The organism is Streptomyces sp. NPDC090021 (assembly GCF_044748225.1).
GTDB lineage: Bacteria > Actinomycetota > Actinomycetes > Streptomycetales > Streptomycetaceae > Streptomyces.
Genome location: NZ_JBIVFO010000074.1, coordinates 1 through 19,972, shown reverse-complemented (window position 1 = coordinate 19,972; position 19,972 = coordinate 1). Strand labels below are relative to the sequence as shown.

At 69.9% G+C, this 19,972-nt stretch carries 17 protein-coding genes and 1 riboswitch; of the genes, 5 read left to right on the top strand and 12 right to left on the bottom strand.

Annotated elements, in window-relative coordinates; all coding sequences use genetic code 11:
- Positions 1-537: 537 nt before the first annotated feature.
- From ACIPXC_RS34255 to ACIPXC_RS34230, 6 genes are all read right to left on the bottom strand, one after another.
- Positions 538-1,953 carry an aminotransferase class V-fold PLP-dependent enzyme gene (locus ACIPXC_RS34255; protein WP_401626195.1) on the bottom strand — a complete coding sequence of 472 codons (1,416 nt, stop codon included), beginning with the start codon at positions 1,951-1,953 and terminating at the stop codon, positions 538-540.
- A 220-nt stretch (positions 1,954-2,173) separates the two neighbouring features.
- Positions 2,174-2,290, bottom strand: a riboswitch (SAM riboswitch).
- Between the two features lie 86 nt (positions 2,291-2,376).
- Positions 2,377-3,441 (bottom strand): anthranilate phosphoribosyltransferase, encoded by a 1,065-nt coding sequence (trpD, locus tag ACIPXC_RS34250; protein WP_401626192.1) that lies wholly within the window; start codon positions 3,439-3,441, stop codon positions 2,377-2,379.
- A gap of 164 nt (positions 3,442-3,605) precedes the next feature.
- Positions 3,606-5,237, bottom strand: coding sequence for a cytochrome bc complex cytochrome b subunit (locus tag ACIPXC_RS34245; protein ID WP_401626189.1), 1,632 nt, complete (start codon positions 5,235-5,237; stop codon positions 3,606-3,608).
- The gene (locus ACIPXC_RS34240; protein ID WP_401626186.1) at positions 5,234-6,292 is read right to left on the bottom strand and encodes a Rieske 2Fe-2S domain-containing protein; all 1,059 of its coding nucleotides are present in this window, start codon (positions 6,290-6,292) and stop codon (positions 5,234-5,236) included. The genes ACIPXC_RS34245 and ACIPXC_RS34240 overlap by 4 nt, the downstream gene beginning before the upstream one ends.
- Positions 6,289-7,098 carry a c-type cytochrome gene (locus ACIPXC_RS34235; protein ID WP_401626183.1) on the bottom strand — a complete coding sequence of 270 codons (810 nt, stop codon included), beginning with the start codon at positions 7,096-7,098 and terminating at the stop codon, positions 6,289-6,291. The genes ACIPXC_RS34240 and ACIPXC_RS34235 overlap by 4 nt, the downstream gene beginning before the upstream one ends.
- A 76-nt stretch (positions 7,099-7,174) precedes the next feature.
- Positions 7,175-7,795, bottom strand: coding sequence for a heme-copper oxidase subunit III (locus ACIPXC_RS34230; protein ID WP_401626181.1), 621 nt, complete (start codon positions 7,793-7,795; stop codon positions 7,175-7,177).
- 199 nt (positions 7,796-7,994) lie between these two features.
- On the opposite strand from ACIPXC_RS34230, the gene ACIPXC_RS34225 reads away from it, so the two are divergent.
- Positions 7,995-8,399, top strand: a complete 405-nt coding sequence (locus ACIPXC_RS34225) for a hypothetical protein (RefSeq protein ID WP_401626178.1) — start codon at positions 7,995-7,997, stop codon at positions 8,397-8,399.
- A 52-nt stretch (positions 8,400-8,451) separates the two neighbouring features.
- Here ACIPXC_RS34225 and ACIPXC_RS34220 read toward each other — a convergent pair whose 3' ends face one another.
- The 4 genes from ACIPXC_RS34220 to coxB all read right to left on the bottom strand — a co-directional run bounded on the left by ACIPXC_RS34220 (position 8,452) and on the right by coxB (position 12,923).
- Entirely contained in the window at positions 8,452-9,696 is a 1,245-nt protein-coding gene (locus ACIPXC_RS34220; protein ID WP_401626175.1) for an Ig-like domain-containing protein, read from the bottom strand.
- Between the two features lie 130 nt (positions 9,697-9,826).
- Positions 9,827-10,225: a cytochrome c oxidase subunit 4 gene (locus tag ACIPXC_RS34215; RefSeq protein ID WP_401626173.1), complete on the bottom strand. Its 399-nt coding sequence runs from the start codon at positions 10,223-10,225 to the stop codon at positions 9,827-9,829.
- Positions 10,222-11,952 (bottom strand): cytochrome c oxidase subunit I, encoded by a 1,731-nt coding sequence (ctaD, locus tag ACIPXC_RS34210; protein WP_030961596.1) that lies wholly within the window; start codon positions 11,950-11,952, stop codon positions 10,222-10,224. The genes ACIPXC_RS34215 and ctaD overlap by 4 nt, the downstream gene beginning before the upstream one ends.
- Positions 11,949-12,923: a cytochrome c oxidase subunit II gene (gene coxB / locus ACIPXC_RS34205; protein WP_401626170.1), complete on the bottom strand. Its 975-nt coding sequence runs from the start codon at positions 12,921-12,923 to the stop codon at positions 11,949-11,951. Before coxB ends, ctaD begins: the two co-directional genes overlap by 4 nt.
- A gap of 283 nt (positions 12,924-13,206) precedes the next feature.
- Here coxB and ACIPXC_RS34200 point away from each other — a divergent pair, with 283 nt between their 5' ends.
- Entirely contained in the window at positions 13,207-14,586 is a 1,380-nt protein-coding gene (locus tag ACIPXC_RS34200; RefSeq protein ID WP_401626168.1) for a cysteine desulfurase/sulfurtransferase TusA family protein, read from the top strand.
- A gap of 409 nt (positions 14,587-14,995) precedes the next feature.
- On the opposite strand, the gene ACIPXC_RS34195 is transcribed toward ACIPXC_RS34200, so the two are convergent.
- Entirely contained in the window at positions 14,996-15,970 is a 975-nt protein-coding gene (locus ACIPXC_RS34195; protein ID WP_401626166.1) for a carbohydrate kinase family protein, read from the bottom strand.
- 143 nt (positions 15,971-16,113) lie between these two features.
- Between ACIPXC_RS34195 and ACIPXC_RS34190 the strand changes: the two genes are divergently transcribed.
- Together ACIPXC_RS34190 and ACIPXC_RS34185 are read left to right on the top strand one after the other, a co-directional pair.
- Entirely contained in the window at positions 16,114-16,353 is a 240-nt protein-coding gene (locus tag ACIPXC_RS34190; protein WP_386461551.1) for a hypothetical protein, read from the top strand.
- Positions 16,354-16,434: 81 nt separating this feature from the next.
- A complete protein-coding gene (locus tag ACIPXC_RS34185; protein ID WP_401626164.1) occupies positions 16,435-17,871 on the top strand; it encodes a hypothetical protein in 1,437 nt (478 codons plus the stop codon).
- Between the two features lie 85 nt (positions 17,872-17,956).
- On the opposite strand, the gene ACIPXC_RS34180 is transcribed toward ACIPXC_RS34185, so the two are convergent.
- Positions 17,957-18,313 (bottom strand): iron-sulfur cluster assembly accessory protein, encoded by a 357-nt coding sequence (locus ACIPXC_RS34180; RefSeq protein ID WP_030029080.1) that lies wholly within the window; start codon positions 18,311-18,313, stop codon positions 17,957-17,959.
- A gap of 292 nt (positions 18,314-18,605) precedes the next feature.
- Between ACIPXC_RS34180 and nadA the strand changes: the two genes are divergently transcribed.
- Positions 18,606-19,793, top strand: a complete 1,188-nt coding sequence (gene nadA, locus ACIPXC_RS34175; RefSeq protein WP_386461549.1) for a quinolinate synthase NadA — start codon at positions 18,606-18,608, stop codon at positions 19,791-19,793.
- Positions 19,794-19,972 lie beyond the last annotated feature (179 nt).

Sequence of the window (19,972 nt, the reverse complement as noted above, 5' to 3'; positions counted from 1 at the left end):
GGGCCGCCTGGCCGTGATGTGCAGTCCGCGCCGAGCCGAGGAGACCCTCCTGCGGGGCACCGCCCCACACCCACACACCCCCGCCCCGCGACACCCCGCTTCCCTCGGCCGCGGTCCGGTTGCCGGAGCCTTGCCGTGGGGCGGGGACACGCAGGAGGGTCCCCGCAGGACGAGGCGCGACCTGGGCCGCCTGGCCGTGACGTGCAGTCCGCGCCGAGCCGAGGAGACCCTCCTGCGGGGCACCGCCCCACACCTGCACACCCCCGTCCTGCGACACCTCGCAAGGGACACCGCCGAGCCCTGCGCAGCAACCCCGCAGGGAACACCACAGGGCACCGGGCCCGGGCGAAGCCGGAGCCGAACCGCCGAGCAACCCCGCAGGGGCACCGCCGAGGAGACCCTCCTGCGGGGCACCGCCCCACACCCACACACCCCCGCCCCGCGACACCCCCGCTCAGGACACCACCGAGTCCTGCGCAGCAACCCCGCAGGGGCACCGCCGAGCCCTGCGCAGCAACCCCGCAGGGGCACCGGTACCTACACCGCCCCGCGGAGCGGTACGCAGCGGCCTTCCTCCGTGCGGTACTGCCACTTCGCGCCGTCCGTGACGAGTTCCTTCACCGCCCGCACGAAACGCTCGACGTGCTCGTCCGGGGTGCCGGCGCCGAAGCTGACACGGATCGCGTTCAGCGACCGCTCGCCCGGGGCGGCGTCCGGGGCCCCGCACTCGCCCTGCGCCTGCGGCTCGCTGCCCAGCAGGGTCCGCACCAGCGGGTGGGCGCAGAACAGGCCGTCCCGTACGCCGATCCCGTACTCGGCGGAGAGCGCGGCGGCGAAGTGGGAACTGTTCCAGCCGTCCACGACGAAGGAGATGACGCCGACCCGCGGGGCGGCGTCCCCGAAGAGGGACAGGACCCGGACGGCCGGGACCTCCGCCAGGCCTGCGCGGACCCGCGCGACGAGCTGCTGCTCGCGCGCCACCAGGTTCTCGAAGCCCGCCTCGGTCAGGGCCCGGCAGGCGGAGGCGATGGAGTAGACGCCGATGACGTTCGGGGAGCCGGCCTCGTGGCGGGCGGCCGTGGTGTGCCACTCGACGTCCACGCCGCCGTCCTCGCGGCGGGAGACCTTGCGGGAGGCCCCGCCGCCGGCCAGGTAGGGCTCGGCCTGCCGCAGCCAGTCGGCGCGGCCGGCGAGGACGCCCGAGCCGAAGGGCGCGTAGAGCTTGTGGCCGGAGAAGGCGACCCAGTCGACGTCGAGGTCGCGTACGGAGACGGGGTGGTGCGGGGCCAGCTGGGCGGCGTCCAGGACGATCCGCGCGCCGTGGGCGTGCGCGGCGGCGGCGAGTTCCTTCACCGGCCACAGCTCGCCGGTGACGTTGGACGCGCCGGTGACGCACACGAGCGCCGGGCCGTAGCCCTCTTCGATTGATGCAGTGCGGTCGGCGAGCGCCCGCTCCAGCGTGGCGACGGCCTCGTCGGGGGTGCGCGGGGCGTTGAGGTAGTTGACCTGCGCGTTCGTCCACGGCAGGAGCGAGGCGTGGTGCTCGGTCTCGAAGACGAACACCTGGCAGTCGGCGGGAATCACGGCCGCGAGCAGGTTCAGGGAGTCGGTGGTGGAGCGGGTGAAGACGACCTGGTCGTCGGCGCGGCAGTCGAGGAACTCGGCGACCGTGGCCCGGCTCTGCTCGAAGAGGTCGGTGGACAGCTGCGAGAGGTAGCCGGCGCCGCGGTGGACGCTGCCGTAGTAGGGGGCGTAGGCGGCCACGTCGTCCCAGACCCGCTGGAGGGCGGGGGCGCTGGCCGCGTAGTCGAGGGCCGCGTAGGTGACCTCTCCCCCGGTGACGAGCGGGACGGTGACGTCGCGGCCGAGGACGGCGAGCGGCTCGGCACAGGCGGGGTCCGGGGCGACGGTGATGGCGGTGGCGGTGGCGGTGGCGTTCAGGGATGCGGACATGGCGGTATCTCCCGGCGGGCAGGGCTGAATGGCTTCGGTGTGCCCGTACGCGGGTACGGCGCTGCGGCCGTCCGGGGTACGGGAGGATCCTCGGACGGGACGGTCGGGGTACGCCGAAGTGACCCTGGTCCGAGGGTGAAGTGGGGGCGGCGGTCGCCCTATCGCATTCGCTTGCTCACGGAAAACGCTCCTCGAGAGACCAGGACCCCTGGTGTCGAGGGATCCGCGCTTGCCGTGGGCCTTGCTGCCCACGGCCTGGTCATCACCCGGGGCACCCCGCCACGGAAGGAGGGTTGCCGGACAGCAAGCCGGGGCCTGAACGCTGTCACTCGTGACCTGGTCCGCATCCTGCCACAAGATCCTCCGAGCACAGGACCCCGGTCCGCATGGTGGACCGGGGTTTGGCTCGATCCGGGTGCCGGATCAGGCGTTGCTGGCCGTCACCCAGCGCTCCAGTGCGGCCCGGGCGGAACCGGAGTCGATCGACTCGGCCGCGCGGGTGATGCCGGCCGCGATCTGCTCCTCCAGGGTGCCCGTGCCCGGGTCCAGGGCGACCAGGGCGGCGGCGGAGTTCAGCAGGACGGCGTCGCGTACCGGTCCGGTCTCGCCGGCCAGCACGCGGCGGGCCACGTCCGCGTTGTACGAGGGGTCCCCGCCGGCCAGGGCGGAGACGTCGACCAGCGGGATGCCGACGTCACGCGGGTCGAAGGACTGCTCGAAGACCTTGCCGTCGCGGACCCACCAGACCCGCGAGGTCGCGGTGGTGGTCAGTTCGTCGAGGCCGTCGTCGCCGCGGAAGACCAGGGCGGACGAGCCGCGCTCGGCGAGCACGCCGGCCACGATGGGGGCCATCCGGGGGTCGGCCACGCCCGTGGCCTGGGACCGGACGCGGGCGGGGTTGGTCAGCGGGCCGAGGATGTTGAAGGTGGTCCGGATGCCCAGTTCCCGGCGGGCTCCCGCGACGTGCCGCAGGGCGGGGTGGAACTTCACCGCGAAGCAGAAGGTGATGCCGGCCTCCTCGGCGACCTCGACGACCCGTGCGGTGCTCAGGTCCAGGTTGACGCCGAGCTTCTCCAGGACGTCCGAGGAGCCGCTGGCGGAGGACGCCGCCCGGTTCCCGTGCTTGACGACCTTGGCGCCGGTTCCGGCCACCACGACGGCGGACATCGTGGAGATGTTCACCGTCTTGGCCCCGTCGCCGCCGGTGCCGACGATGTCGACGGTCCGGCCGGGCACCTCGATGAGGTTGGCGTGCTCGTACATGGCCCGTACGAGGCCGTTGATCTCCGCGACCGTCTCCCCCTTGGCCCGCAGGGCCACCACGAAGCCGGCGATCTGGGCGTCGGTGGCCTCCCCGCGCATGATCCGGTCCATGGCCCAGGCGGTGTCGTCGGCGCTCAGGTCCTGGCCGGTCAGCAGGGCGTCGAGGACGCCCGGCCAGCCACGGGCCGCCACGCTGTCGCCGCCTGCCGGGGTCGCAACGTTCATGGTCCGCTCCTGCTGTTGATGGGGGTTCCACGTCGAATGGGTCGGAGATCAGCCTATCCAGCCCCGGTTACGGCAAAGAGCCCCGTCCAGACACTGGACGGGGCTCTCGCCGTGGCGACACCAGGACTGACCGAAATCAGTCCCTCATGCGGTGGTGCGGGGGATCAGTGGTGGCCGTGGCCGGACTGGATCTCCTTGTACTCCTCCACCGTGGGCTTGGGGATCTGGTTGCCCTCGGCGTAGAAGCCCTTGCTGAGCTTCGCGCGCAGCTTCTCGGTGGCCTTCACCTTGCGCTCGACACCGTTCTCGTCGACCGTCGGGCCGATCTCGATCGGCTTGTACTGCTCGTGCGCGGTGAGGGTGTGCAGCTTGCTCTGCGGGAGCGGCTCGTGGACCTCGACGAACTCACCGTGCGGCAGGCGCTTGATGATGCCGGTCTCGCGACCGTGCAGCACCTTGTCCCGGTCCCGGCGCTGGAGGCCGAGGCAGATCCGCTTGGTGACGATGAAGGCGAGGACCGGGCAGACGAAGAAGCCGATCCGGGCGAACCAGGTGATCGAGTTGATCGACAGGTGGAAGAACTGCGCGAACATGTCGTTTCCGCCGGCGATCAGCAGGACGACGTACCAGGTCAGCCAGGCCACACCGAAGGCGGTGCGGGTCGGGACGTTGCGCGGGCGGTCCAGGATGTGGTGCTCGCGTTTGTCCCCGGTGACCCAGGACTCGACGAAGGGGTACACCGCGATCGTCGCCAGGACCAGCGGGAAGATCATCAGCGGGATGAACACACCGAGGACGAGCGTGTGGCCCCAGAGGTTGATCTCCCAGCCCGGCATGGCACGGATGAGGCCCTCGGAGAAGCCCATGTACCAGTCCGGCTGCGCGCCCGTGGACACGTGGTCCGGGACGTACGGTCCGAGTGCCCAGATGGGGTTGATCGAGGCGATGCCCGCGATGGCCGCGATGATGCCGAAGACCAGGAAGAAGAAGCCTCCCGCCTTCGCCATGTACACCGGGAGCAGCGGCATGCCGACGACGTTCTTGTTCGTCTTGCCGGGGCCCGCGAACTGGGTGTGCTTGTGGTAGAAGACCAGGATCAGGTGGGCGACCAGCAGACCCATCATGATGCCCGGCAGCAGCAGGATGTGGATCGAGTAGAACCTGGCCACGAAGTCGTGGCCGGGGAACTCGCCGCCGAACAGGAACATCGACAGGTACGTGCCCACGACCGGCACGGACAGGATCGCGCCCTGCATGAAGCGGACACCGGTGCCCGAGAGCAGGTCGTCCGGCAGGGAGTAGCCGGTGAAGCCGGTGAACATGCCGAGCACCAGCAGCAGGAAACCGAACACCCAGTTGATCTCGCGCGGCTTGCGGAACGCGCCCGTGAAGAAGACGCGCATCATGTGCACCATCATGGCCGCGACGAAGATCAGGGCCGCCCAGTGGTGGATCTGCCGGATGAGCAGACCGCCGCGGACGTCGAAGCTGATGTCCAACGTCGAGGCGAACGCCTCGGACATCCGCACACCCTGCATCGGCACGTACGAACCGTGGTACACGACCTCGTTCATGCTCGGGTGGAAGAACAGCGTCAGGTACACACCCGTGAGGATGATGATGATGAAGCTGTACAGCGCGATCTCACCCAGCATGAAGGACCAGTGGTCCGGGAAGATCTTGCGCATGTTCGCCTTGGCGAGGCTGTAGATGCCCAGGCGGCCGTCCGCCCAGTCCGCCACGCGCTCGCCGGCGGGCGCTTTGCGCGCCTGTGCGTCAGTGGTCGCAGTGCTCATCCGCGCTCCCAGAATGCAGGACCGACGGGCTCTTCGAAGTCGCCGAGCGCTTCGAGGAAGCCTTCGTCATTGACGCCGATCCGCAGCTGCGGGAGCGCGTGACCGGCCGGGCCGAAGATGACACGGGCGCCGTCGGAGAGGTCGAAGGTGGACTGGTGGCACGGGCAGAGCACGTGGTGGGTCTGCTGCTCGTACAGGCTGATCGGGCAGCCGACGTGGGTGCAGATCTTCGAGTAGGCCACGATGCCCTCGTGGGACCACTCCAGTTCCTGCTTGTCCTTGATGTCCTCCGGCTTGAGCCGGACGATCATCAGGGCCGCCTTGGCGATCTGGGTCATGTAGTCGTGCGCTTCCTCCTCCAGGCCCTCGGGCTTGGCGAAGGTCAGCGAGCCGACCAGGATGTCCTCGGGACGCAGCGGCTCCATCGTGTTCTGGTTGATGAGCAGCTTGCCCTTGGCCCACATGGTGTGGCGCAGCTTGTCCTCGGGCAGCGGACCGAGGTCGCGCAGCAGCACCACGCCGGACAGCGGGACCAGGGCCAGCGCGCCCAGCATCGTGTTGCGGATCAGCGGCCGCCGGCCGATGCCGGACTCGTTGGCGCCGTCGGCGAAGTCCTGCATGACCTTGGCCCTGACCTCCGGCGGAGCGGAGATCTCGTGGCGGTCGTCGGCGACCTCCACGTCGGACATCAGCGTGCGGGCCCAGTGCACGGCGCCGGCGCCGATGCAGAACAGCGCGATGCCCAGGGTCACGCCCAGAGCGAAGTTGAGCGCGCTGACCTTCCCGATGGGGAAGATGTACACGATCTTGTCGACCGGGAGGATCACGTAGGAGGCGATGAAGGCGACCGTGGCCAGCATCGACACCGTGAACAGCATCGCGACCGTGCGCTCGGAGCGCTTCGCCGCCCGCTCGTCGATGTCCTGGATGCGCGGCTTGTGGACCGGCAGGCCCGGGTCGGCGAACGGGTCGTCCGCGACCGCTACGGCACCGTGGTGCGCGTCGCCCTGCTCGCTCGGCAGGTGCTTGTCTTCGGGAATCTCTTGGCTACTCATGACTTCTTGGCCTTAGCGGTGTGGGCCGCGACCCAGACGGCGACAGCGATCAGCGCACCCAGTCCGAAGACCCAGCCGAACAGGCCCTCGGAAACCGGGCCGAGCCCGCCGAGCTTGAGGCCGCCGGGGTTCGTCGACTTCTCACCGTTGACGTTCTGGAGGTACGCGATGATGTCCTTCTTCTGCTGCTCCGGCATGGTGCTGTCAGGGAAGGAGGGCATGTTCTGCGGGCCGGTCTGCATGGCCTCGTAGATGTGCTTGGGCGAGACGTCCTCAAGGTTGGGGGCGTACTTGCCGTTGGTCAGCGCGCCGCCCTCGCCGGTGAAGTTGTGGCACTGCGCGCAGTTGTTGCGGAACAGCTCACCGCCCCTGGCGATGTCGGCGTCCGCCGGGTCGTACTGCTTCTCGGTCGGCGTGATCGGGCCGGCGCCGAGGGAGGCGATGTACGCGGCCAGCTGGTCGATCTGCGCCTGGGTGTAGATGACCGGCTTCTTCGGCACCTGGGCGCCGGGCTGCTGGGCGGGCATGCGGCCCGTGCTCACCTGGAAGTCGACGGCCGCGGAGCCGACGCCGACCAGGCTCGGGCCGTCAGAGGAACCCTGACCGCCGGTTCCGTGGCAGCTTGCGCAACCCACGGCGTAGAGCTTCTTGCCCTCCTCGATGGCGAGGGACTGGGCGGTTTCATCGGCCTGCGCCTTGCCCGCGGGAGCAAAGGCGGCGTACAGCCCCCCAGTGGCCGCCAGCGCGAGGAGTAGAACGACGACCGCCGCCAGCGGATGGCGTCGTCGTGCGGAGAGCTTTTTCACGGATTACCCCGGTGTCAGGATCTTCTGCGTCGGTGTGTCTGGATGGTGTGCCGGGTCGGGCCCGGTGACGTGTTCGCTACTTGATCAGGTAGATCGTCGCGAAGAGGCCGATCCAGACGACGTCGACGAAGTGCCAGTAGTAGGACACGACGATGGCCGACGTGGCCTGTTCGTGGGTGAACCTCTTGGCCGCGTACGTCCGGCCGAGGACCAGCAGGAAGGCGATGAGTCCGCCCGTCACGTGCAGACCGTGGAAGCCGGTGGTCAGGTAGAAGACCGAGCCGTACGGACCGGACGAGAGGCTCATGCCCTCGTGCTTGACCAGCTCGGTGTACTCGAACACCTGGCCGCCAATGAAGATCGCACCCATGACGAACGTGATGATGAACCACGTCCGGAGCTTCTTCACGTCACCGCGCTCCGCGGCGAATACGCCGAGCTGGCAGGTGAGGGAGGAAAGCACCAGGATCGTCGTGTTCGTCGCCGAGAAGGGCAGGTTCAGGCTGTCCGCCTGCTCCGTCCAGTACTCGGGACCCATCACGGATCGCAGGGTGAAGTACATCGCGAAGAGGGCCGCGAAGAACATCAGCTCAGAACTCAACCAGATGATGGTTCCGACGCTGACGAGGTTCGGCCGATTGACCGTCGGGTGCGCGTGCCCGGTATCTACTGTCGTTGCTGTCGCCACGACCGACATTATGTCGGTCGCTTATCCCGCCCTCACCCCGGGGGGTGCCGTTCGGAGTGTCAGGGGTGTGTGCAAGGCCCGAACGGCCCATCAGATCACCTCTCCGCACGCCCTCGTGCACATGTCCGAACCGATGTCGAGGGGGCGGCGGGAGGAGTAGCATCCCGCGCAACATCAACGTGATTCATGGGACACGTGGAGGATCGAAATGCGGGCGACTGCGCGGGTTCTGGTCTACAGCGACGACGCGGGCACCCGGGAGCAGGTGAGACTGGCGGCGGGCCGTCGTCCCGCCGCGGATCTGCCGCCGGTGGAGTTCCTGGAGTGCGCGACCCTGCCGGCTGTCCTGTCGGAGCTGGACGCGGGCGGCGTCGACGTGTGCGTGCTGGACGGCGAGGCGGCTCCGGCCGGGGGCATGGGTGTGTGCCGGCAGATCAAGGACGAGATCTTCCGATGTCCCCCGGTGCTGCTGCTGATGGGGCGTCCTCAGGACGCCTGGCTGGCCACGTGGAGCCGGGCGGACGCCGCGGTGACCCTTCCGGTGGACCCGGTGGAGTTCGCGGACGCCCTGGCGGGCCTGCTGCGGGCGAGGTTGTCCTCCTCGGCGGCCTGACGCCCGCGCTGCGCCCGGCGGGCCCCCGGAGCGTGTCCGGGGGCCGGGCGGGTCAGACCGTCGGCCTGAGGCGTGCCTGGTCGATGCGGCTGCGGCCTTCCTGGGTGCCCTTGAGGAGGGCGCTGCCCTCGCGCCAGTCCTTCCAGTCCATGTTCCAGTCCCCGAACCCGTTGCCGAAGATGTCCATGTCGTCGCCGATGCTGTTGATCACCTGGACGATGTCGCCCTCGGTGATGTTCTCGTAGAACCAGGCGGCGTTGCCGGTGCTCATGCCGGTGCAGCCGTGGCTGACGTTGGCGTAGCCGTGGGAGCCGATGGACCACGGCGCGGCGTGGACGTATTCACCACTCCAGGTGACGCGGGTGGCGTAGTAGACGGGCAGGTTGTAGTACTCGCTGCCGCCGATGCCGACGGTGTCCCCGCGCATCCGTACGTAGTACTGCTTCCCCAGCACCACCTTGATGCCGTTGCGGGTGGAGAACCCGGGCTTGCCGGTGGTGACCGGGATGGAATTGATCACTTCTCCGTTGCGCTTGAAGGTCAGCCAGTGGGCGGAGGCGTCGGTGGTCACCTCGACGCGGTCGCCGATCTCCAGCTTCAGCGGCTTGGCGGCGGCCCCGTGGAGGTCGTCGGTGATCCTGATGCCCTCCAGGTTGCTCCGTACGGAGACGGTGGTGTTGGCGGGCCAGTACTCCTTCGGGCGGTAGTGCAGGTTCTTGTCGTCGACCCAGTGCCAGGCGCCCTCGACCCCGGCCGGGGCGTCGACGACCAGGCCCCGTTCGACGACGGCGCGGGCGGCCTTGTCCTTGACGGGCTCGTTGAGTTCGGCGGTGAGGGGCTGCCCGACGCCGTACTTGCCCTCCTCCGGGCCGAACTCGACCTTCAGGACGCCCTTGGACGGGGTGGTGTCGAAGGCCATCGTGCGCTGGCCCGGGGTGCCGCGCTGGTCCTCGGTGCTCACGGTGACGGTGTAGCGGACGCCTGCGGCCATGGGGACGGTGCTGTGCCACCGGTCTCCCTTGGCGCTGAGTTCGCCCGCCAGGCGGCGGCCGTGGGTGTCCACGACCGTGACGTCGGTGATCCGGCTGCTCTTGTTCCTGGCCGTGATCTCCAGGGGCCGGTTGGGGTCGACGGGGCGGCTGCCTGCGGTCTGGTTGAAGGCGACCTGCTCGCCCGCGTCGACCGGGCGGGCCGACAGCGGGTTGTCGCCGGACCCGCATGCGGTGGCGCCGGCCCCGAGGGACGCGACCAGCAGGGAGCAGCTGAGTACCGTCCAAAGACGCGGTGAGTGCTTCATAGGGCCAACGCTATGAAGATATGACAAATACGGCGCGCGGGGTGACTGCAAACGAGGGGCCCGGACTCCTCCGAAGAGGTGTCCGGGCCCCACGTGGTGCGCGGCCGGGCCGCGCGGTGCTGCTTCTTTCCTACTGGTTCGCGTTCTCACCGCGGTAGTACTCGTACACCCAGCCCCACAGGCCGATCAGGATGATCGGGGCCGAGAAGTACATGAGCCACCAGCCGAAGATGACGGCCATGAAGGCGAGCGCGCCACCGATGCCCAGCGAGAGCGGCTGCCAGCTGTGCGGGGAGAAGAACCCCAGCTCGCCGGCCTCGTCGGCGACGTCGGCCTCCAGGTTGTCCTGGGCCATCTCGTCGACGCGCTTGGCCGTGAAGGCCAGGTAGTAGCCGATCATGACGCTCAGGCCGAAGGCCAGGAAGAGCGCGGTGGTTCCGACGGGCTCCTTCGACCACACGCCGTACACGACGGCCATGATCAGGATGAAGACGGAGAGCCAGAGGAACATCTTGCCCTGGATCTTCACTTGCCGGCCTCCTTGCCACCGGTGACGGCCGCCTTGGCGCCGTGGTCCTCAAGGTGGTCGAGCGCAGCGATCTCCGGGTGGTGGAGGTCGAACGCGGGCGACTCGCTACGGATGCGCGGCAGGGTGAGGAAGTTGTGCCGCGGCGGCGGGCAGGACGTCGCCCATTCGAGCGAACGGCCGTAGCCCCACGGGTCGTCGACCTCGATCTTCTTGCCGTACTTGGCCGTCTTCCACACGTTGTAGATGAACGGCAGCATCGACAGGCCCAGCACGAAGGAGCTGATCGTGGAGATCGTGTTCAGCGTGGTGAAGCCGTCGGCGGCGAGGTAGTCCGCGTAACGGCGCGGCATGCCCTCGGCGCCCAGCCAGTGCTGCACCAGGAAGGTGCCGTGGAAGCCGATGAACAGCGTCCAGAAGGTGATCTTGCCGAGGCGCTCGTCCAGCATCTTGCCCGTGAACTTCGGCCACCAGAAGTGGAAGCCGGCGAACATCGCGAACACCACGGTGCCGAAGACGACGTAGTGGAAGTGGGCGACGACGAAGTACGAGTCGGAGACGTGGAAGTCCATCGGGGGCGAGGCCAGGATGACGCCGGTCAGACCACCGAAGGTGAAGGTGACCAGGAAGCCGATCGTCCAGAGCATCGGGGTCTCGAAGGACAGTGAGCCCTTCCACATGGTGCCGATCCAGTTGAAGAACTTCACACCGGTCGGTACCGCGATCAGGAAGGTCATGAAGGAGAAGAACGGCAACAGCACACCGCCGGTGACGTACATGTGGTGGGCCCACACGGTCACCGAGAGGCCGGCGATCGCGATTGTCGCGGCGATCAGACCGATGTAACCGAACATCGGCTTGCGCGAGAAGACCGGGATGATCTCGGAGACGATGCCGAAGAACGGCAGCGCGATGATGTACACCTCTGGGTGTCCGAAGAACCAGAAGAGGTGCTGCCAGAGCAGTGCTCCACCGTTGGCGCTGTCGAACACGTGCGAGCCGAACTTGCGGTCGGACTCCAGCGCGAAGAGCGCGGCGGCCAGGACCGGGAAGGCCAGCAGGACCAGAACACCGGTCAGCAGCACGTTCCAGGTGAAGATCGGCATGCGGAACATCGTCATGCCGGGAGCGCGCATGCAGATGATCGTGGTGATGAAGTTGACCGAGCCGAGGATCGTACCGAAGCCGGAGAAGGCCAGACCCATGATCCACATGTCGGCGCCGATGCCCGGCGAGCGGACCGCGTCCGACAGCGGGGAGTAGGCGAACCAGCCGAAGTCGGCGGCGCCGTTCGGCGTCACGAAGCCCGCCACCGCGATGGTCGAGCCGAAGAGGTACAGCCAGTACGCGAACATGTTCAGCCGCGGGAACGCCACGTCGGGCGCGCCGATCTGCAGCGGCATGATCCAGTTGGCGAAGCCCGCGAACAGCGGGGTGGCGAACATCAGCAGCATGATCGTGCCATGCATGGTGAACGCCTGGTTGAACTGCTCGTTCGACATGATCTGCGTGCCCGGACGGGCCAGCTCGGCGCGCATGAAGAGCGCCAGCAGACCGCCGATGATGAAGAACACGAACGAGGTGACCAGGTACATCGTGCCGATGGTCTTGTGGTCGGTGGTGGTGAGCCACTTCACGACCACGTTGCCCGGCTGCTTGCGCCGCACCGGCAGCTCGTTCTCGTACGAGTCAGCTGCGGCGGCACCCTGGGATTCGTTGAGGATGCTCACAGTTTGTTCACTTCCGCATTCCGGGCCGGCTCGGTCTGCTTGATACCGGCGGGGAGGAAGCCGGTCTGACCCTTCTCCGCCAGCTCCTTCAGGTACGCCTTGTACTCCTCGGGGGAGACGACCTTGACGTTGAAGAGCATTCGGGAGTGGTCGACGCCGCAGAGCTCGGCGCACTTGCCCATGAAGGTGCCCTCCTGGCTGGGGACGACCTCGAAGACGTTGGTGTGGCCCGGAATGACGTCCTGCTTGAACAGGAAGGGGACCACCCAGAAGGAGTGGATGACGTCGTTGGACGACAGGATGAAGCGGACCTTCTCGCCCTTGGGGAGGACCAGGGTCGGACCCGGGTTGCCCGTCTGCGGGTTGCGGTCGCTCGGGACGCCCTTCTCGTAGACGCCCTCGGCGCCCGCCGGGAAGTCCTTGGTGAAGCGGTCCGGGATGGAGGCGAGCTCCTTGGGAACCTCACCCGCCTTCGGGGTGGCCGCGTCGCCGTCGACGTTCTCGATGTAGTTGAAGCCCCAGCTCCACTGGAAGCCGATCACGTTGATCGTGTGCGGCGGCTTCGGGGTGAGGGCGAGGAGCTTCGACTCGTCACGCGCGGTGAAGTAGAAGAGCACCGAGACGATGATGAGCGGGACCACCGTGTACAGCGCCTCGATGGGCATGTTGTACCGGGTCTGCGCCGGGACCTCGATCTTCGTCCGGCTGCGCCGGTGGAAGATGACGCTCCAGATGATCAGGCCCCACACCAGGATGCCCGTGACGAGCGCGGCCGCCCAGGATCCCTGCCACAGGGAGAGGATGCGCGGCGCCTCCTCGGTTACCGGAGTCGGCATTCCGAGGCGGGGGAAGTCTTTCCATGTATACGAGCAACCAGTGGCGGTCGCCAGGACCACGCCCGCAGTCAGCGCCTGCAGCAGCTTCCGCCGCATCGGGCGCCGCGGCGAGCGGTCGGAGCCGTAGGGACTCACGTAGCGCCTTCCCGAGAGTCTCGGCCCGCGCGGCCGGCCGCGGCCGTGTTCGGGTCGGTCGCCGGCCCTGACGCAGGCAGGGGTTTGGATGTTTATGCGGACCAAACCCTACTGGACGCTATTTGGGGTCGCGCGGGGAGGGTGCCCAACGCGCCGCTACTGCCCCCGAAGGGATGGATCCGCCGTACGGGGGACGGTGGACGCGGCCCTGAACGGCGGGCTCCGGGGCGCATCTGACGCCCCCTGACCTCGAACGTCCGGGGGTCGGCGCTAGCGTGATCGGATGCCGTACTTCGACACCGCGTCCGCCGCTCCCCTGCACCCCGTGGCCCGGCAGGCGTTGCAGGCCTCCCTGGACGAGGGCTGGGCCGATCCGGCCAGGCTGTACCGGGAGGGCAGGCGCGCCCGGCTGCTCCTGGACGCGGCGCGGGAGGCCGCCGCCGAGGCGGTGGGATGCCGCGCCGACGAGCTCGTGTTCACTCCTTCGGGGACGCACGCGGTTCACTCGGGCGTCGCGGGCGTCCTCGCCGGGCGGCGACGCGTCGGCGGCCATCTGGTCGTGTCGGCGGTCGAACACAGTTCTGTACTGCATGCGGCGGCGGCGCACGAGGCGCGCGGCGGGAGCGTGTCCGAGGTCCCGGTGGACCGGTCGGGCGCGGTGTCCTCCGCCGGGTACGCCGACGCGCTGACCCCGGCGACCGCCCTCGCCTGCCTCCAGTCGGCCAACCACGAGGTGGGCACGGTCCAGCCGGTGGCCGAGGTCGCCGAGGTCTGCGGGGCGGCCGGGGTGCCGCTGCTGGTGGACGCGGCGCAGTCGCTGGCCTGGGGCCCCGTGGAGGGTGCCTGGTCGGTCCTGGCGGCGAGTGCGCACAAATGGGGCGGTCCGCCCGGGGTCGGCCTGCTGGCGGTCCGCAAGGGGGTGCGCTTCTCTGCCCAAAACCCCGCGGACGAAAGGGAGTCGGGACGCTCCCCCGGCTTCGTGAACCTTCCCGCGATCGTGGCGGCGGCGGCCTCCCTGCGGGCCGTGCGGGCGGAGGCGGACGCGGAGGCGGCCCGGCTGCGGGTCCTGGTGGACCGCATCCGGCGGCGGGTGGTGCGGCTGGTCCCGGACGTCGAGGTGGTCGGCGACGCGGACCGGCGGCTGCCGCATCTGGTCACCTTCTCCTGTCTGTACGTCGACGGGGAGGCGCTGCTGCACGAGCTGGACCGGGCGGGTTTCTCGGTCTCCTCCGGCTCCTCCTGCACGAGCTCCACACTGACCCCCAGTCACGTGCTGCGGGCCATGGGCGTGCTGTCGGAGGGGAACGTACGGGTGTCCCTGCCGCCGGGCACCCCGGCCGAGGAGGTCAACGCGTTCCTGGAGGTGCTGCCGGGTGCGGTGGCGGGTGTACGGGAGCGGCTCGGTGTGTCGGAGCCGCCCGCGGTGGCTCCGGTGGCGGAGTCCCTGGAACTCGACGCGCTCGGGCTGCGCTGCCCCCAGCCGGTGATCGAGCTGGCCCGGGCCATCGGCCGGGTCCCGGTGGGCGGCACGGTGACCGTCCTGTCGGACGACGAGGTGGCGCGGCTGGACATCCCGGCGTGGTGCGCGATGCGGGGGCACGAGTACGTGGGCGAAGCCCCCCGCCCGGCCGGCACCGCCTACACGGTCCGCCGCCTGTCGTAGTCACGGCCCGACGCGCCTGCGGCTGCGCCGATGCCTTGCCGGCTGCGCCGGGCACTTTCAGCCTCGCCGGCCTTTGCGGCGCGGGTCCGGGCGGAGCCCGGTGCCCGGCAGAGCCCAGTGCCCGGCAGAGCCCAGTGCCCGGCAGAGCCGGGTTCCCTGGGACGCCGAGTTCCCTGGGGCGCCGCCCCGGACCCCGCGCCTCTAACGCCGGCGAGGCGGGATGTGCCCGGCCGAGGCTGATTCTGCCCGGCGCGGCCTCGAAGGCGGGGCCGGGCGGAGCCCGGGAAACGACGCAAGGGCGGGGCGGGGAGAGCTCCGCGCAGCGGCGGCCCGGTCCCACCGGACCCCGCCCGGACCCGCGGTCGGCTCAGCCGGCGGGGTCGGGGCAGAGCCCGGGATCGGACCGGCGTCAGGCCAGGTGGGCGCGGACCTCCGCCGCTGCCTCGTCACCGTAGGCCTTGGTGAAGCGCTCCATGAAGTGCGCGCGCGCCAGGGTGTACTCCTGGGTGCCCAGCGTCTCGATGACGAGGGTCGCGAGCATGCAGCCGACCTGGGCCGCGCGCTCCAGCCCGACGCCCCAGCCCAGGCCCGTCAGGAATCCGGCGCGGAAGGCGTCGCCGACGCCGGTCGGGTCGACCTTCGCGTTCTCCTCGGGGCAGCCGACGACGATCGCGTCCTCGCCCATCCGCTCGATCCTGACGCCGTTGGAGCCCAGCGTGGTCACGCGGGTGCCGACCTTGGCGAGGATCTCCTCGTCCGTCCAGCCGGACTTCGACTCGATGAGGCCCTTCTCGTACTCGTTCGAGAAGAGGTAGGTCGCGCCCTCCATCAGGGTGCGGATGTTGTCGCCGTCCATGCGGGCGATCTGCTGCGAGAAGTCGGCGGCGAAGGGGATCCCCCGCGTCCGGCACTCCTCCGTGTGGCGCAGCATCGCCTCGGGGTCGTCCGCGCCGATGAGGACGAGGTCGAGCCCGCCCACGCGGTCGGCCACGGACTTCAGCTCGATCAGGCGGGCCTCGCTCATCGCGCCCGTGTAGAAGGAGCCGATCTGGTTGTGGTCGGAGTCCGTGGTGCAGACGAAGCGCGCGGTGTGCAGCACCTCGGAGATGCGGACGGACTCGGTGTCGACGCCGTGCCGGTCGAGCCAGGCGCGGTACTCGTCGAAGTCGGAGCCGGCGGCTCCGACGAGGATCGGGCGGATGCCGAGCTGCCCCATGCCGAAGCAGATGTTCGGACCCACGCCGCCCCGCCGCACGTCGAGGTTGTCGACGAGGAAGGAGAGGGAGACCGTGTGCAGCTGGTCCGCGACGAACTGGTCGGCGAAACGGCCGGGGAAGGTCATGAGGTGGTCGGTGGCGATGGAGCCGGTGACTGCGATGCGCACGGCGTGGACGCTCCTGCTGAGGACGGCGAGGGACAGTCAAAACTACCCGGTAAGTGGCCCCTGACCGAACCCCGCACCCAACCTCGTAAACTACCCCTTAGTAGGTCTTTCTTCGCGAGAGCTCCGGTGCCTACGGTGCCTTCATGACCTATACCGACGGTTACGGCTACTCCGAGTACACCGCTGAGAGGCGCGGAGCGGAAGGCCCGGGACGGCCCGGCTTCGCCCGTCTGCTGGGGGACTGCGCCCGGATGGCCCCGCACTGGGGGGTCGAGGAGGGCACCCGGCCGGTCCGGGTGGCGGCTTCGCAGATCCACGGGGTGCGGGTGCCGGCCGCCTCGGCCCGGCTGATCGCCTCCACCGCCGCGTACGGGGACCAGTAGGCGGCGCGGAGGGGAACCGGTTGGGCCGCTGTTCCGTCACACCCGCATCGGAGTCTGCGGGACCAGTGAAGGAGCGATGCGGTGACCAGCGAAGAACCCGGCACGTCAAGCGGCACACGACGGCGGCCCGCCTGGGTCGTCGGCTCGATCGCGGCCGCCGTCCTGCTCGCGGGCGGCGGCACCGCCTACTGGGCGTCCGCGGCCCAGGGCGACGGTGCGGCCCGTCGTACGGGCGACAGCGCGGCCTCCGCGCCCCGTGACGCGGGAGACCCCTCGGGGCCGGGCATCGCCCCCGGGGAGCCGGACCCGTCGGGCGCGGGCGTGGTCTACCGGGCCGACGTGAAGCTGCCCGAGGCCCCGGCCGCGGCGCCCGCCTACCGCGTGACCGGGGAGGTCGGGGAGGCCGATGTGGCCCGGCTCGCGGCGGCCCTGGGCCTTGTGGGCGCGCCGCGCCTGGAGGGGGACGTCTGGCTGGCCGGGGAGGCCGCCGACGGCTCCGGCCCGCGGCTGACGGTGGCCCGTACGGCCCCGGGGACCTGGAACTTCAACCGCTTCCAGGCGGGCGGCGACGGTGCGGGCAACGGGGCCGGGGACGACTGCGTGCGCGGCAAGGACACCTGCGGCCCGGCCACCCTGCCGCGGGACGCCGGCGGTGCGGGCGGGAGCGGGAAGCCGGTCTCCGAGGAGGCCGCCAAGGCCGCCGCGGCCCCGGTGCTGAAGGCCCTGGGGCAGGACGGGGCCGTGCTGGACGCCCGGCTCACCCAGGGGGCGGTGCGGGTGGTGACCGCGGATCCGGTGGTCGGCGGGCTGCCCACGCAGGGCTGGTCCACCAAGGTGAGCGTGGGCGCGGACGGCGTGGTGGTCGGCGGCAACGGTGAGCTGAAGGCGCCGGTGCGGGCGGCCGACCAGCAGGTGGTCGGGGCCGTGGAGGCGCTGGCCCGGCTGAACGCGCGGTCGAGCGGCTCCGAGGGCGGGACCGGTCCCAGCGGCTGCGCGAGTGCGGTGCCGCTCACGGCGGACACCGCGACGGGCTCGGCGGAGTCGGTGCCGTGCAATCCGGAGCCCCGGCCCATGAAGCCGCCGCGGACGGAGACGGTGAAGGGTGCGGTGCTCGGGCTGGTTCCGGGGACGGTCGACGGAGCGCGGGGCCTGGTCCCGGCCTGGCTGTTCGAGGTGGCGGGCCGGGACGGCGCACCGGGGCACACGGTGGCCGAGCCGGCGTCCGCGCAGGAGAGCACGCCGGGCCCGAGCGGTCGTGCCGTGCCCGGTTTTTCGTACAAGGAGGCCGACCGGAAGCTGACGGTGAACTTCTGGGGCAGCCCGTGCAGCACCTACGCCGTGGAGGCGCGGGAGCAGGCGGAGTCGGTCATGGTGAAGATCACGGGCACACCGAACAAGCCGGGGCAGGCCTGCATCATGCTGGCGGAGGAGAAGTCCGTGACGGTGACCTTGAAGGAGCCGCTCGGCGACCGGAAGGTGCTGGACGCCACGACGGGCAAGGAGCTCCCGCGGCAGTAGCCGCGGCGGGCCCGCCGGACACGACGAGGGCCCGCCCCGGTCGGATGCGACCGGGGCGGGCCCTCGTCGTGCGTGCCGTTCGGGTTTAGCTGAACGAGTCGCCGCAGGCGCAGGAGCCCGTGGCGTTCGGGTTGTCGATCGTGAAGCCCTGCTTCTCGATGGTGTCGACGAAGTCGATGGAGGCGCCGCCCAGGTACGGGGCGCTCATGCGGTCCGTGACGACCTTCACACCGTCGAAGTCCTTCACGACGTCGCCGTCGAGGGAACGCTCGTCGAAGAAGAGCTGGTAGCGCAGGCCGGAGCAGCCGCCGGGCTGGACTGCGACGCGGAGCGCCAGGTCATCGCGGCCTTCCTGCTCCAGCAGGGTCCTGACCTTCTCGGCGGCGGCGTCGGACAGGAGGATGCCGTCGCTCACAGTGGTCTTGTCGTCCTGTACGGACATCTGCATTCACTCCCGAAGTGGGCGGCTCCCCGCGGCGCGCGGGGAAACGTCGGACTCTTGCCGTCGGTGGCAACGAGCGGGACCGCGGATTCATTCCGGGACCCGACGCTTGTTTCAGACATTCATGCTCGCACACCGCGCGCGGGGGTGGGCCCGGCGAATCGAGGGCTGATGCGTCACATTGACACTATCGGCATCGTCAAACTGACGTGAAGCGGTTATGATAGATAGCGTCAAGTAGACGAGAAGTCGAAGCGATGATCCTGAAATCCCTCGTCGCAGAACAGAAAGGGTGCGTGTCGTGACCACCGCCCAGCCGTTGGACGTCCAGCCGACGCCCCTTGCCCTGCTGCTGCTCGGCCGTGAGGCCGACCCCAAGAGCGAGCGCGGGGTGGAGTGCCCCGGCGACCTGCCCTCGCCGTCCGACCCGGACCTCGTGGAGCGCGCCCGCGCGGCCAAGGAGAAGCTCGGGGACAAGGTCTTCATCCTCGGCCACCACTACCAGCGTGACGAGGTCATCGAGTTCGCCGACGTCACCGGTGACTCCTTCAAACTGGCCAAGGACGCGGCCGCCAAGCCGGAGGCGGAGTACATCGTCTTCTGCGGCGTCCACTTCATGGCCGAGTCCGCGGACATCCTGACCTCGGACGACCAGAAGGTGGTCCTGCCGGACCTGGCCGCCGGCTGCTCGATGGCCGACATGGCCACCGCCGAGCAGGTCGCGGAGTGCTGGGACGTGCTGACCGAGGCCGGTATCGCCGGCGTGACGGTCCCCGTCTCCTACATGAACTCCTCCGCCGACATCAAGGCCTTCACCGGCAAGCACGGCGGCACCATCTGTACCTCGTCCAACGCGAAGAAGGCCCTGGAGTGGGCGTTCGAGCAGGGCGAGAAGGTGCTCTTCCTCCCGGACCAGCACCTGGGCCGCAACACGGCCGTCCGCGACATGGGCATGTCCCTGGACGACTGCGTGGTGTACAACCCGCACAAGCCGAACGGCGGCCTGACCGCCGAGCAGCTGCGCGGCGCCAGGATGATCCTGTGGCGCGGGCACTGCTCGGTCCACGGCCGGTTCTCGGTCGACTCGGTCAACGACGTCCGCGCCCGCATCCCCGGCGTGAACGTCCTCGTCCACCCCGAGTGCAAGCACGAGGTCGTGGCGGCCGCGGACTACGTCGGCTCGACGGAGTACATCATCAAGGCGCTGGAGGCCGCCCCGGCCGGCTCCAAGTGGGCCATCGGCACCGAACTGAACCTGGTCCGCCGCCTGGCGAATCGATTCGCCGCCGAGGACAAGGAAGTCGTCTTCCTCGACAAGACGGTCTGCTTCTGCTCGACGATGAACCGCATCGACCTTCCGCACCTGGTGTGGACGCTGGAGTCGCTGGCCGAGGGCACCCTGGTCAACCAGATCCAGGTCGACAAGGAGACCGAGAGCTTCGCGAAGCTCGCGCTGGAGCGCATGCTCGCCCTCCCGTAGCGGCGACCGGCTCCGCACCACACGACGCCCGAGGGGCGGCTTCCGTACGGGAGCCGCCCCTCGGGCGTTCGGCCGGGCCGGGGGGGGGGGCGCGGGGGGCCCCCCCCCCCCCCCCGCCCCGCCGACCCAGGGCCGGGGCCCCCCCCCCCCCCCGTGAAGGCCCGGGGCCCCCCGCGGGG